Below are 12,513 nucleotides of genomic sequence, written 5' to 3' on the forward strand. Positions count from 1 at the left end.
TAGGGGGGGAGGCTTTGGGTGCGGTGGTCCCCCGACACGACCCCCACCAGGGGGGGGGGAAAAAAAAAAAAAGAAAAAAAAAAAAAAAAAACCCCCCCCCCCCCCCCCCCCCCCCGCCTCTTCGTTCGCTGCTTGTTGGCTGTGCATCCCGTGTGCACCCGACATGCGAGGTGCCGGTTTCCGAAGTCTTTGCTCCAGGCCCTGGGACCGGCTCGTGGGGGAGCGGTCCGCGGACGCTGGCGCAGGGGTCGCTGGGACGCCTGCGCTCACTGGATATGGAGATTGCGGTAACGGTCGGGAGGGCCCGCCTGGTCGGCTCGCGGGAGCCGTCCGGCTAACTGCTTCTTAGGCGGGAGCCAGTCATCTTCACGGAGTTCTTCTTCGTCTCCGTCGTACCGATCGTCGGCATAAGCGGCGTAAGGGTCCGTCTCCTCTTCAGGAGGCTCAATGTCGACCTCGTCCTGACGACCGGTCCCAAGCTCGCGCTCCAGCGCTCGCATGTCGGTGTTAGGAGTGTGGTACTTGAGCTTACGGGCCACTTTGGTCTGCTTTGCCTTAGCTCGGCCTCGCCCCATATGGCTCGACCCCCTCGCACAGAAATCATCGGGGCAGCCGATAAGGCGCCCCGGAATGCTTGCAATCTCTTCGTGGCTCCTACGGTACAACCTCAGGGCGCAGGACTGCATCCCGGCCCATGAGTTGGATGCCACAGATTACCGGCGATGAGCACCAGACCGGGACGAACAACCGCCCGAAACGTGAGATTCGTTCTCGCTATATGGAGCGGTCCGGCGACGCGCGGTGACCGCCGTCGCCCCCTTCTGCGCACGTTCGCGCACGAGGGGGCACGGCGGCCGCCGCGCGGTGCTCGATCAGCGGAAGAGCCGCACCCGCTGGAGGCGGCCGACGGCGGCCATGCGCTCCTCGGCGATGGCGTCCGCGGCGGCCACGGGGGTCGTCCCCTCGCCCTTGGCGCGCTCCAGGATGCGCGAGGTGGTCGCGAAGATCCCGGCGGTGCGCCGCTCGGCCCGCTTGAAGTCGAACGCGCCGTCGTACTCGTCCGCGACCTGGATGACCCCGCCGGAGTTCACCACGTAGTCCGGGCAGTACAGGATGCCGGCCCGGTCGAGCTCGGCCGCGACGCCCGGCTCGGCGAGCTGGTTGTTCGCGGCGCCGCAGACGATCTCGGCGTCGAGGGTCTTCAGCGACCGTTCATTGAGGACGCCCCCGAGGGCGCACGGGGCGTACACGTGGATGCCGGAGGCGATCAGCTCGTCCGCGTCCGCCACGATCCGCACCTGCGCGTAGTTGTCCTTCACCCAGTCGATCGCGGCCTGGTTCACGTCGCACGCGACGACGTCGGCCCCGGCTTCGAGCAGGTGCGGGATGAGGTGGCGCCCCACTTTGCCCAGCCCGGCGACGCCCACGGTCCGCCCGGCCAGGTCCACTGCGCCCCAGCGGTGCTGGGCCGCGGCGCGCATCCCCTGGAACACGCCGAACGCGGTGAGGATCGAGGAGTCCCCGGCCCCGCCCGCCTCGGGGCTGCGCCCGCTCACGTGGCGGGTCTCGCGGGCGACGTGGTCCATGTCCTCGACGTACGTGCCGACGTCGCAGGCGGTCACGTACCGCCCGCCGAGCGACTCCACGAACCGCCCGTACGCGCGCAGCAGCGCCTCGCTCTTGTCGACGGCCGGGTCGCCCCAGATGACGGCCTTGCCGCCGCCGTGGTCGAGCCCCGCGATCGCGTTCTTGTAGGCCATGCCCTCCGAGAGGTGCAGCACGTCCTTGAGGGCGTCCTCCTCCGACGCGTAGGGGTAGAAGCGGGTACCGCCGAGGGCCGGGCCGAGGGCGGTGGAGTAGATCGCGATGATCGCGCGCAGCCCCGAATCGGGGTCGTGGCAGAACACGACCTGCTCGTGGCCGCTGCCGTCGAAGATGCTCATGGCTTGCTCTCCAGTTCGTTTCGCGGGGGTGCCCTGCGCCGCCGTCGCTGCGGGCCCGCCCAGGGGGCGGCCGGGTCTCGGCCGACTCATCCGTTCGTAGCGCGGGTATGCCTACGCCCCCAGCATATGACTATGGAAGTATCTGCCTCGTGTACGCACCGAGCGCGTCCTATCTGCGCGTCTACGAGCCGGCGGGGGCGTTCGCCGACGCCGACTACTGGCGCGCGTACGCCGCGTCGGGGCGCGCGGTCGACCCGCTCGAGGGGCCGCGGCTGCGGCGCGAGGCCCTGTACGAGCGCATCGGGTGGCCCTGGCGGGGCGTGCCGTCCTTCCCGCGCGACGCGTACGTCATCGACCGCGGCCCGGGCGCCGACCCGCTCGTGTGCCCCTGGAACCTCCGCTACCGGATCGCCGCCTCCGCCCTCGAGGTGCGGCGGCTGACCCCCGAGGCCGTGGCCGAGGCCCTGTTCCCGCCGGAGTTCCTGTCCTCGGCGGCCGAGGTGGTCGCCCTCGACGACGGCATCGACCGCCATGACGCGCCCGCGGACGCCCACGAGCACGTCGCGTCCTGGTCCGTGCCGCTGCGCTGGTTCGCGGCCGTGCGGGCCGAGGACCGCGAGCTGGTGATCCAGCGCAGCGTCGCGCAGCTGCGCTACCGCACCCCGATCGCCAAGGCCCGCACGGGACTCGTCGTCGCCCGCAACCTGGTGCGGTCCGAGTTCGGGGAGGGCGCCGAACTGGCCGAGGCCCTCACCGAGACCGGCGACTGGCTCGACGGCTTCCACCGCGACTCGGTCGTCGAGCTCGACTACGGCGGGCTCGCCGCGCGCATGGACCCCGAGGAGCTGCGGGCCGAGGACTCGGTCGACCTCACCTGGCAGGCCCTGGACCACCTCGGCGCCTCCGAACCCGAGGAGGCGCAGGAGTGCTATGCCCGCCTTGTCGACCGGTGGCGTGATCGTCGTCTCGCGGAACGACTCAACTGACCTCGGACGCTGCGATACGGCAAGCCCGCTACCAGCACATTCGCATGTGGAGTGATCACTCGGATGAGCGACACGAGCGGAAAGTCCAAGCAAAATCGGCCGTTCGGCCTATGTCGGACATCTACGACAGGCCGGACGATTGCAGAAGGAACGAATCAAGGCTCGGCGCCGGTGATTCGCAGCCCGTCTGTGGAGGAGAAGAACGATGACGACAGAGCTGAACCTTCCGGTGGAATCCGAGGCCCTGCTCACCCCGTCCGAGGTCGCCGCGATGTTCCGCGTCGACCCCAAGACCGTCACCCGCTGGGCCAAGGCCGGCAAGATCTCTGCGATCCGCACCCTCGGCGGCCACCGCCGCTACCGCGAGTCCGAGATCCGCGCCTTGATCAACGGTGACATCCCCGCTCAGCGCGTCGCCGCTGAGTAGTTAACGCGGCGACGCCACCGACCAGGCACCGCCACCGGAAACAGCAAGGCCGTGGCAGCACGGCAGAGGAACCAAGGCCGGACCACCCTTCCGGCCGACCTCAGTACCGCCCCATCGAAGCCGCGGACGTCGGCGCCGCGGATTCCGACGATCGAGGACGCGGGCCCTCCCTCAGGGCCCGCCTCCTCGCAGCGAACCGCCCCCGCCCGGACCGAACGCGAGCCTTCTACCGCGAACCGGCTGGTAACCGTCGATACGCGGGCATTCCCGATGCGCCGCCGCGGCACACGTGCCACGCTTGAACGGTGACTCGCACGAAGAGCCTCGCCATCGCCACCGCCGTCGCCGCGGTGGTCCTCCTGTTCTCGCTCGCCGTGCCCCTCCTGAACAAAGCCGTCTCCCCCCATGTCGACGTGAGCGGCGAGACCTTCACCCTCTCCGGCGTCACCCTCACCGCCCCCGACGAGACCCGGATGCGCCCCGGCTACTACCAGCCCGGCTCCGGCCGCGTCGAGTTCCTCGTGGGCGAGGCCGAAGTGGACATCGCCGTCGCCGCGCCCTACGACTTCGACGCCGAGTACCTGGCCGACGAGATGTCCCGCCTCCTCGAAGTCCAGCCCGGCGTGCAGCTCACCGAGCCCCGCGACTGCGCCGCCGACGGCGTCGAGGGCGCCGGTCGCAGCTTCGTCACCGAGACCGGCGCGGGCTTCGCGTGCGCTTTCGTCCACGACACGATCCGCGCCGAGGTCACCGCCACGGGCGCGTCGCTAGACTCGGCCACTGTGGACAGAATCGACGCGCTCATCGGCCAGCTGTCCTTCGGGACCGCCTGACATGCGGATCGACCCGGCCTCCCCGGTCCAGTGGACGGCCGCGCTGCTCATCGGCGCCTCCGGCATCCTGCTCCTGTACAACACCCTCCCGGTCGCCCTCGCCTACCCGCGCGCCGGGACGACCGCCCTGGTCCTGTTCTCGCTCTTCGCGATCCCGTTCTGGTGGCTGCGCGGCCGCGTCGCCGATCGGCTCGCCCTCCCGGCGGCCGCGCTCGCGATCGGCCTGGTCTGGGGCGCCACCGTGGCCGTCATGACGTCCCTGTTCGGCTCGCGCGCGCTCCACGGCCTGCTGGCGACCGCGAACGGCCCGGCGTGGGCCGAGCGCTGGTCGCCGGTGCTCGCCGCGCCGCTGGTGGAGGAGGTCGTGAAGGCCGCGGGCGTGGTCCTGGTGGTCGCGATCGCGTGGGGGCGCATGCACGGCGTGCTCGACGGGATCGTGCTGGGCGCGTTCTGCGGGGTCGGGTTCCAGATCGTCGAAGGCTACGCGTTCGCGATGTCGAGCACCGTGCTGAACCGGGCCGGGGACGTGGTCGAGCCGGTGATCGCGGTGTTCATCGTGCGCGGCGTGCTCGCCGGGCTGTGGAGCCACGCGGTGTTCACGGCGATCGCGGGCGCCGGGGTCGCGTACGCGGCGACGCGGCGGACGATGCGGTCGGTGTGGGTCGCGGCGGGGGCGCTGGCGGGGGTGATCGCCCTGCACGCGCTGTGGAACTCGCCGCTGCTGCGCGACGGCCTCGGGCTGGGCGTGCTCGGCGTGCTGGCCGGGGTGATGCTCAAGGGCCTGCCCGCGGTGCTCGTCGTATGGTGGCTGGTCCGCTGGGCGAAGCGGGTCGAGGAACCGGTCGTGAGCACGTAACAATGCCGCCCGGGTCTGAGCGCGCGGTACCCGAACGGCATTGCCGGTCTTGGCGAAGCTTGCGAGCCATAAATGTGGTTCGGCAACGTAACAATGCCGCCCGGGTCTGAGCGCGCGGTACCCGAACGGCATTGCCGTTGCTCGGTCGCGTCCGTCGCTCAAGGCGTCCGCTCCTGCATGGCCCGCATTTCGTGCGTCCGGTCCGCGGTCGACGCGACGGTTCATGGCGCGAGCCGCGTCGTCGTGTTCCTGGCCGGCCGCTCGGGGGCGGCCCTGCGGTAGGCGATTCGGTCCTGGCACCGGCGGTGAGTGGACCTGTGGTCCTTCCGGCGCCTCACTTGGTGACGAGTGAGGTTCGACCCAGGGCCGCCGATATGAGAATCGGCGCCGACCGAGCATCGTGAAGTTCTCTCAATTCCGACGCTACCAGTGGCCGCTCGGTTTGTCACCGACTCGGGAGTTCGAATCGTCCCGATTCGTCGGTGCCGATCAGACCTTCGGCGATGAGCTGCGCGACGGCCTCGTCGAGCATCCTCCGGTCCGGCCACACGGCGTCGATCCTGGCCCGCTCGACCGGTTCCTCGGCATCCCTGAGCAGGGCCATCACCTCGCCGCGCACGTGCCGGTTGGTCCCTTTGTACTTCTGGCGCTTGCGGCTCGGCCCGGCCGGGACCTCCTGGCCGGAGAACCCGCACACGTCGCTCACCGGGCACGCGCCGCACTCGGGCGCGCGCGCCTTGCACACCAGCGCCCCGAGCTCCATGAGCGCCACCGAGACCTGCGCCGCCTCCGACGCGTCCCCGGGCAGCAGCGACTCCGCCGCGGTCAGGTCGGCCTTCGTGGTGGCGGTCCCGGCGTCGCTCGCCCCGCCGAGGCGGGCGACGACGCGGCGCACGTTCGTGTCGACGACGGCGTGCCTGCGGCCGTAGTGGAACACCGCGACGGCCGCGGCCGTGTAGACGCCGATGCCCGGCAGCTGCTCCAGTTCGGCCGGGTCGTCGGGGACGGTGCCGCCGTGCTCGGTGGCGACGATCCGCGCGCACTCCTGGAGCCGCAGGGCCCGCCGCGGGTAGCCCATGCGGCCCCATTCGCGCAGAACGTCGGCGGTCGGGGCGGCGGCGAGGTCGGCCGGGGTGGGCCAGCGCTGCATCCACGCCTCCCAGACGGGGGCGGCGCGGGCGACCTGGGTCTGCTGGCTCATGACCTCGGAGACGAGGACGCCCCAGGCGGTGGTGCCGGGCCTGCGCCAGGGCAGGTCGGTGCGGTTGTTCGCGTCGAACCAGGGGAGGAGGCGGCCGCTGATCGTGGCGGGGTCGGGCAGTGCCTGTGCGGTGTCGGCGGCGAGCATGCCCCCATTGTCGCGGCGGGGTCCGACAACCGGCGGCGAGGGTCGCGTGTATTTCCGCTGCGGTGCGGCTTTGCTGCGTTAGCGTCCCGGCGTGCAGGGTTTCAAGGGCAGGTTCGTGAAGGGCTCGGAGCCGGAGTCGGTGTACTGGCGGCGGCGGGCGATCGTGGCCGGGGCGGTGCTGGCACTGGTGCTGCTGGTCGTGGTCGGGGTGGGTGCGCTGGGCGGCGGCGAGGAGGAGCCTGCGGCGGAGGCCGATGCGGCGCAGGGCGAGTGGCAGGCGCCGTCACCGTCGTCGACGTTGAACCGGCCGTACGTGAAGGAGACGACTCCAGAGGCGGAGCCGAGCGCGTCGCCCACGGTGGCGCCGGTGGAGGCGTGCGCGCCGGAGGACCTGATGCTGCAGGTGGTGGCGGCGTTCGGGGAGGCGCGTTCGGGTTCGGAGGTGCCGGTGAGCGTCCTGGTCGCGAGCGGCGCGGACACGGCGTGCACGGCGGATCTGCGGGAGGTGGCGGTGGAGCTGACGGCCGGTGCGGACGTGGTCTATTCGACCGCGCACTGCGAGACGCCGCAGGGCGAGCAGGTCGAGTTGGCCGACGGTGCGGGCCAGACCGTGGAGTTCACGGTGGACGGGCTCGCGTCGGAGGAGGAGTGCGCGGGCGCCCGCCGGGAGCTGCCTGCGGGCGAGTACGAGCTGCGGGCGCGCCTTGGCGACGCGGTGTCGTCGCCGACGGGCCTGCGCCTGACTTAGAGGTACCGGTCGAGGATCGAGACTTCGGCGAGGCGGGTGAGCGATTCACGGATGCTCTGGGCGCGTCCGGGGCCGATGCCGTCGACGTCTTGGAGTTCTTCGACGGTGACGCCGAGGAGTTCGGGGAGGGCCCCGAAGTGGCCGACGACGCGTTCGATCACGGCTTCGGGGAGGCGCGGGACTTTGGCGAGCATCCGGTAGCCGCGGGGGCTGACGCGCCGGTCGAGGACGTCGGGCGAGTTCGGGTAGCCGAGGGAGCGGGCGACGGCGATGAGGTCGAGGAGTTCGGGGGAGCTCATGGCGTCGACGGCGCGCAGGGCCTTGCGGTAGTCGCCGCCGTCGGGGAGGTAGTCGCGGACGATGAGTTCGCGGTCGGTGTCGACGCCTGCCATGAGCTCGTCGAGCTGGAGGGCGAGGAGGCGCCCGTCGGTGCCGAGTTCGATGACGTGGCCTTCGACCTCGTCGGCGATGTGGCGGGCCATTTCGAGGCGCTGGAGGACGGTGACGGCGTCGCGCACGGTGACGAGGTCTTCGATCTCGAGGCTGGAGAGGCTTCCGGCGACCTCGTCGAGGCGGAGTTTGTAGCGTTCGAGGGTGGCGAGGGCCTGGTTGGCGCGGGAGAGGATCTGCGTGGAGGGTTCGAGCAGGTGGTGGATCGAGCCCATGTAGAGGCCGATGGTGTGCATGGACTGGCTGACGGAGATGACGGGGAAGCCGGTCTGGATGGCGACGCGTTCGGCGGTGCGGTGGCGGGTGCCCGATTCGTTGGAGTGGATCGAGGGGTCGGGCATGAGGTGGACGCCGGCGCGGACGATGCGGGAGCCGTCGGTGGTGATGACGATCGCGCCGTCCATTTTGCACAGTTCGCGGAGGCGGGTGGCGGAGAACTCGATGTCGATCTCGAATCCGCCGGTGCAGATCTCCTCGACGAGGCTGTCGCGGCCGACGACGATGAGCGCGCCGGTGCGGCCGCGCAGGATGCGTTCGAGGCCGTCGCGCAGCGCGGTGCCGGGCGCCATGGTGGCCAGGGTCGCGCGCAGAGCCTCGTCCGGGATCGACGCCACGGGTACCCCCAATGCTGGACGGTCCGCCGGCGCAGCAGGCCGGTCGGTTGAGGTGATCCCATCCTCCAGGGGCGCGGGAGGCCGGGTCGCCTCCCAGTGTACGGATCACCAGCACGGGTCAGGGAGCGGCATTTGGGGCAAGGCGCGCATCCCGTCTGCCGCTGCGGAACCCGCAGGGCCGCGACGTGCGCCCGGGCGCGATTTCGCTCAGGGCGAACAAACCGGCGCGTCGCGGCTCAGAGCCGGTCGACGACCTGCACGTGTCCGGGCGCGAACGAAGCGAGCCGCGCCAGGAGCTGCTGCGGTTCGAGCGCGAAGTCCTTGCAGCGCACCGCCAGGTCGAACCCGGCGACGAGTCCTTCCGTGGCCCGGTTCGCCTCGCGCAGCACCGACCGCCCGAGGAACCCGGGCCGGTCCGAGCCGCCGCGTCCCAGGTAGTTGTCGGCGGCGAACAGCAGGTATGAGGTGCCGCGCCGCTTCGACCCGACGTGGATGGCTGCCAGTTCCTCGATGTTGCTCCACGGGATGAGCAGGCTCTTGCCGAAACCGGCCCGCACGCGCAGCCCGAAGTGGTTCACCATGAGCTTCGGCGGCCGCACGAGCGGCACAAGGAAGCTCGTCGCCCCCAGCACCGCCATGACGGTGAAGAACCCCGGCAGCGCCGCGACCGGGTTCGGCTCCCCCGAGTCGAGCGTGCCCGGCTCGGTGCGCACGAGCAGGTACAGCCCGACGATGAACACGGTGCACGCGAGCGAGTAGAGCACCAGCGAGGAGATCCGGCGGGTCGGCGAACTGCGCTCGATCATCACCCATTCCGAGCTCCTGCGCACGGCCCACCTCCTCGGCGGCAACTCTAGCGAGACGCGGCGACACGCGCTACGGCCCGAAGCCCGCGCCGGGACCGGTCCCGACCACGCGGCCCTACGATTCGGGCCCCGATGCTTGGAGGACCCCATGACCGGACCCCACGAGACGCCGCAGCCCGAGCGGCTCCGCTATGCACCGTGGACGATCTGGCTCGCGGCCGCCTGCGCCTGGCTCCGCGCGCCCCTCGGCCTCCTCATGGCAGCGATCGCGCTCACGACGGGCTTCGACCCCCGCTACCAGGTGGACGGCGGCTTCCCCGGCCTCCTCATGGCTGTCGCGCTCCTGGCCCTGTTCCTCTCGATCACGTGGATCGCCTTGCCGGTGTCACTCCTGCGCCGCCGCCACTGGGCGCGACTCACGACGATCGCCCTCGAAGCCGTGACCGCCCTCCTCGGCGGCGTCCTCTTCGTCTACACGGACGGTTCCGCACTCCTTGGCGGCTTCCTCCTCGTGTTCGGCGCACTCGCCCTGATCGTCGTGCTTATGGGTCCCTCGATCGACTGGTGCACCGACTGAGCCCCGGCTCAATCCGAGGTACGCAGCCACACCGCCGCGTCGGCCGGGAGCCGGTCGGCTTCGAGCGGCGCGCTCGCGATGAGCGGTTCGCCTTCAGGGACGTCGATCTCGCCGCCGGTCAGGTTCACCACGCACGTGAAACCGGGGTCCCGCTCGAACGCGAGGACGCCCGGCCCGCTGTCGAGCCAGCGCATCCCGCCGTCCCCGAGCGCCGCTTCGCTGCGGCGCAGGCGCAGGGCGAGGCGGTACAGCGACAGCATCGAGTCCGGGTCGCCGAGCTGCCTTGCGGCCGTGAGCGAACGCCACTCGGGCGGCTGCGGCAGCCAAGTGCTTCCCTTCCCGAACTCGAACGGCGGCTCGTCGCCGCCCCAGGGCAGCGGCACGCGGCAGCCGTCGCGGCCCAGGTCGAGGCCGCCGGTGCGGCGGAACACGGGGTCCTCACGCAGCTCGTCGGGGAGGTCGAACACTTCGGGGAGGCCCAGCTCGTCGCCTTGGTACACGTACACGCCGCCGGGCAGGGCCATGCTCAGCAGCGCCGCCGCCCGGGCCCGCCGGGTGCCTGCCGCGAGGTCGGTCGGGACGCCGTGCTCCCGCTTGAGGAACATGGAGTCCTTGCGGCCGTAGCGGGTCACGTGTCGTGTCACGTCGTGGTTCGACAGCACCCAGGTCGGCGGCGCGCCGACTTTCGCGTGGGTCGCGAGGGTCCGGTCGATCACGGCGCGCAGCGCCCCGGCCTCCCACGCGCACTTGAGGAACTCGAAGTTGAACGCGGTGTGGAGCTCGTCGGGGCGCAGGTACAGGGCGAACCGGTCGGGGTCGCGCACCCAGATCTCGCCCACGAACACGCGCTCGGGCCCGTACTCGCCGAGCACGAGCCGCCAGTCGCGGTAGATCCCGTGCACCTCCGGCCGGTCCTTGTCGGGCTCGTCGTCGTTGTCGGTGAACGTGGGCACGCCCTCGAAACGGCCGCGCTTGTCGGGCAGCCCGGCCTGCTTGACCAGGCGCGCGGCCACGTCGATGCGGAAGCCGTCCACGCCCCGGTCGAGCCAGAACCGCAGGATCGACTCGAATTCGGCCCGCACCTCGGGGTGCTCCCAGTTCAGGTCGGGCTGGGACGAGTCGAACAGGTGCAGGTACCACTGCCCGTCGTCCACTTGCGACCATGCGGGGCCGCCGAAGCGCGACTGCCAGTTGTTTGTGGTGTCGAGGAAGTGGAACCGTTCGCGCGCAGGCGAACCGGGCCCGGCCGCGAGCGCCTCCTGAAACCACGGGTGCTGGTCCGAGGTGTGGTTCGGGACGAGGTCGACGATGACCCGCAGCCCGTGCCCGTGCGCCGCCGCGATCAGCCGCTCGGCCTCGCCGAGGGTCCCGAACGACGGGTCGATGGCCCGGTAGTCGGCCACGTCGTACCCGCCGTCGGCCATCGGCGACGCGTACCACGGGTTGATCCACAGTGCATCGACCCCGAGTTCCCGCAGGTACCCCAGACGCGATGCGAGCCCGGCGATGTCGCCGATCCCGTCCCCGTCGCCGTCGGCGAAACTGCGCAGGTACACCTGGTAGATCGCCGCGCCCCGCCACCAGTTCACGTTGCTTCCCAAAGGATCGTGCGCCGCTCCAGCCTTGCCTGCTCGGCCGCGAACGCCATCCGGTGACTGTCCAGAGCGGCCTCCAGATCCGTCGCGGCCGACTCGCCGCCTTCGAGCGACGTGATGAACGCGTCGATCAGCGCCTCGTCCCCGCCCGAATGCCCCCGGTGGTCCGGTTCGCCAGCAGCGTCCACCGGACCCGCATACAGCTCGAACACATTGTGCCCCAGAGGCTCCCGCGTGAAACGCGAACCGGGCCGCGCTTCCAGGACCACCGGCAGCACCGCCGTCGGCGAGAACAGGTCCACCTCCAGGGTGCCCGTGCGCAGGTTCCCCGCGATCTCCCCCGCCGTCCCCGTCAACCGCACGGTCCGCGTGTTCTGCCCGGTGAACGCCGAGGTCGAGAGGGTCGCGGTCAGCCCGCCCGGGAACTCGACGACCGTCTGCTGGTGGTCCACCACGTCGTTGTCCGAGCGGAACACGCACCGCCCGTACGGCCCGCGCCGCAGCGCCTCCAGCCGCCCCTCCGGGCTCAGGTCGTCGCCGAGCAGCGCCACCGGCCAGCCGTCCCGGTCCGCAAGGGCCTCAACGTAGTAGCGCGGCGCGTAGAACGGGCAGGAGTCGGCGGCCGGGCAGCCGTCGAGGCAGTGGTCGGGCGCGCCCGCGGGCGCGTTCTCGGCCCGGAAGTAGCCGAGGCTGCCCGCGCTGGCGACGCTGGCGGGGGATTCGCCCGCGAACCAGCGGATCATGTCGAGGTCGTGGCAGGTCTTGGCGAGGACCATCGGGCTGGAGGTGGCGAGGTTGCGCCAGTTGCCGCGCACGTAGGAGTGCGCGAAGTGCCAGAACCCGATGTTCTCCTCGACGCGCATGGTGACGAGCCGCCCGATCGCGCCGGAGTCGGCGATGCGGCGGATCGCGAGCCAGAACGGCTGGTAGCGCATGACGTGGCTGATCCATATGCGGGCCTTGCGGTCCCGGGCGGCGGACGCGAGCGCTTCGAGGTCTTCGGGGGTGGTCGCGGCGGGCTTCTCGAGGAGGACCGGCAGGCCGGTTTCGACGGCGGCGAGCGCGGCTTCGACGTGCAGCCGGTCGGGGAGGGCGATCACGAACGCGTCCAGGCCGATCGATGCGGCGTCGCCGATGAGGTCGCGCCAGTCGGGGTAGCGGTGCGCGTTCGGCACGCCTCCGGCGTCGGCGAGCCGCTCGCGCCGGTGCGGTACCGGATCGGCAACGGCCGCAACCGAAGCGCGGTCGGGGCGCTCCAGTGCCCACCGCCCGTACGTGTCGGAGCCCCGCGCCCCGGCCCCCAGGATGCCCAGTCGTATCGCCATGCGCC

At 71.3% G+C, this 12,513-nt stretch carries 13 protein-coding genes; 6 read left to right on the top strand and 7 right to left on the bottom strand.

The features are described 5' to 3' along the window. Positions 1-266: 266 nt before the first annotated feature. Both ACZ60M_RS22535 and ACZ60M_RS22540 read right to left on the bottom strand, forming a co-directional pair. A complete protein-coding gene (locus tag ACZ60M_RS22535; RefSeq protein ID WP_465421025.1) occupies positions 267-575 on the bottom strand; it encodes a DUF3073 domain-containing protein in 309 nt (102 codons plus the stop codon). 297 nt (positions 576-872) lie between these two features. Beyond that, the gene (locus tag ACZ60M_RS22540; RefSeq protein WP_465421027.1) at positions 873-1,943 is read right to left on the bottom strand and encodes a Glu/Leu/Phe/Val dehydrogenase dimerization domain-containing protein; all 1,071 of its coding nucleotides are present in this window, start codon (positions 1,941-1,943) and stop codon (positions 873-875) included. A 149-nt stretch (positions 1,944-2,092) separates the two neighbouring features. Here ACZ60M_RS22540 and ACZ60M_RS22545 point away from each other — a divergent pair, with 149 nt between their 5' ends. The 4 genes from ACZ60M_RS22545 (at position 2,093) to ACZ60M_RS22560 (ending at position 5,045) form a co-directional block, all read left to right on the top strand. Next, complete coding sequence (locus tag ACZ60M_RS22545) at positions 2,093-2,929, top strand: DUF8083 family protein (protein ID WP_465421029.1); 837 nt, start codon at positions 2,093-2,095, stop codon at positions 2,927-2,929. Positions 2,930-3,134: 205 nt separating this feature from the next. Continuing rightward, entirely contained in the window at positions 3,135-3,356 is a 222-nt protein-coding gene (locus ACZ60M_RS22550; RefSeq protein ID WP_205328228.1) for a BldC family transcriptional regulator, read from the top strand. A gap of 305 nt (positions 3,357-3,661) precedes the next feature. Next, the gene (locus tag ACZ60M_RS22555; protein ID WP_465421031.1) at positions 3,662-4,189 is read left to right on the top strand and encodes a hypothetical protein; all 528 of its coding nucleotides are present in this window, start codon (positions 3,662-3,664) and stop codon (positions 4,187-4,189) included. Position 4,190: 1 nt separating this feature from the next. Next, entirely contained in the window at positions 4,191-5,045 is an 855-nt protein-coding gene (locus ACZ60M_RS22560; protein WP_465421033.1) for a PrsW family intramembrane metalloprotease, read from the top strand. Between the two features lie 445 nt (positions 5,046-5,490). Here ACZ60M_RS22560 and ACZ60M_RS22565 read toward each other — a convergent pair whose 3' ends face one another. Next, positions 5,491-6,393, bottom strand: coding sequence for an HhH-GPD family protein (locus tag ACZ60M_RS22565; protein WP_465421035.1), 903 nt, complete (start codon positions 6,391-6,393; stop codon positions 5,491-5,493). Positions 6,394-6,484: 91 nt separating this feature from the next. On the opposite strand from ACZ60M_RS22565, the gene ACZ60M_RS22570 reads away from it, so the two are divergent. Then, positions 6,485-7,141: a hypothetical protein gene (locus ACZ60M_RS22570; protein ID WP_465421037.1), complete on the top strand. Its 657-nt coding sequence runs from the start codon at positions 6,485-6,487 to the stop codon at positions 7,139-7,141. Here ACZ60M_RS22570 and disA read toward each other — a convergent pair. After that, positions 7,138-8,205, bottom strand: a complete 1,068-nt coding sequence (gene disA / locus ACZ60M_RS22575; RefSeq protein WP_465421038.1) for a DNA integrity scanning diadenylate cyclase DisA — start codon at positions 8,203-8,205, stop codon at positions 7,138-7,140. The genes ACZ60M_RS22570 and disA overlap by 4 nt on opposite strands. Positions 8,206-8,441: 236 nt before the next feature. Further along, on the bottom strand, positions 8,442-9,035 hold the full coding sequence (locus ACZ60M_RS22580; RefSeq protein WP_465421039.1) for a hypothetical protein: 594 nt from the start codon (positions 9,033-9,035) through the stop codon (positions 8,442-8,444). A gap of 124 nt (positions 9,036-9,159) precedes the next feature. Here ACZ60M_RS22580 and ACZ60M_RS22585 point away from each other — a divergent pair, with 124 nt between their 5' ends. Next, positions 9,160-9,588 (top strand): hypothetical protein, encoded by a 429-nt coding sequence (locus tag ACZ60M_RS22585; RefSeq protein ID WP_465421041.1) that lies wholly within the window; start codon positions 9,160-9,162, stop codon positions 9,586-9,588. An 8-nt stretch (positions 9,589-9,596) separates the two neighbouring features. Here the strand turns inward: ACZ60M_RS22585 and ACZ60M_RS22590 are convergent, their stop codons facing one another. Beyond that, a complete protein-coding gene (locus ACZ60M_RS22590) occupies positions 9,597-11,177 on the bottom strand; it encodes a glycoside hydrolase family 13 protein (protein ID WP_465421043.1) in 1,581 nt (526 codons plus the stop codon). Further along, the gene (locus tag ACZ60M_RS22595) at positions 11,174-12,508 is read right to left on the bottom strand and encodes a Gfo/Idh/MocA family protein (protein WP_465421045.1); all 1,335 of its coding nucleotides are present in this window, start codon (positions 12,506-12,508) and stop codon (positions 11,174-11,176) included. The genes ACZ60M_RS22590 and ACZ60M_RS22595 overlap by 4 nt, the downstream gene beginning before the upstream one ends. Between the last annotated feature and the right edge of the window lie 5 nt (positions 12,509-12,513).

The sequence above is a fragment of the Glycomyces sp. NPDC050141 genome (assembly GCF_055586545.1).

What these genes read in the sequence shown, in the direction of transcription:
- ACZ60M_RS22550 (WP_205328228.1), top strand. Translation starts at nt 3,135, where the DNA reads ATGACGACAGAGCTGAACCTTCCGGTGGAATCCGAGGCCCTGCTCACC.
- ACZ60M_RS22540 (WP_465421027.1), bottom strand. Translation starts at nt 1,943, where the DNA reads ATGAGCATCTTCGACGGCAGCGGCCACGAGCAGGTCGTGTTCTGCCAC.
- ACZ60M_RS22560 (WP_465421033.1), top strand. Translation starts at nt 4,191, where the DNA reads ATGCGGATCGACCCGGCCTCCCCGGTCCAGTGGACGGCCGCGCTGCTC.
- ACZ60M_RS22535 (WP_465421025.1), bottom strand. Translation starts at nt 575, where the DNA reads ATGGGGCGAGGCCGAGCTAAGGCAAAGCAGACCAAAGTGGCCCGTAAG.
- ACZ60M_RS22565 (WP_465421035.1), bottom strand. Translation starts at nt 6,393, where the DNA reads ATGCTCGCCGCCGACACCGCACAGGCACTGCCCGACCCCGCCACGATC.
- ACZ60M_RS22595 (WP_465421045.1), bottom strand. Translation starts at nt 12,508, where the DNA reads ATGGCGATACGACTGGGCATCCTGGGGGCCGGGGCGCGGGGCTCCGAC.
- ACZ60M_RS22585 (WP_465421041.1), top strand. Translation starts at nt 9,160, where the DNA reads ATGACCGGACCCCACGAGACGCCGCAGCCCGAGCGGCTCCGCTATGCA.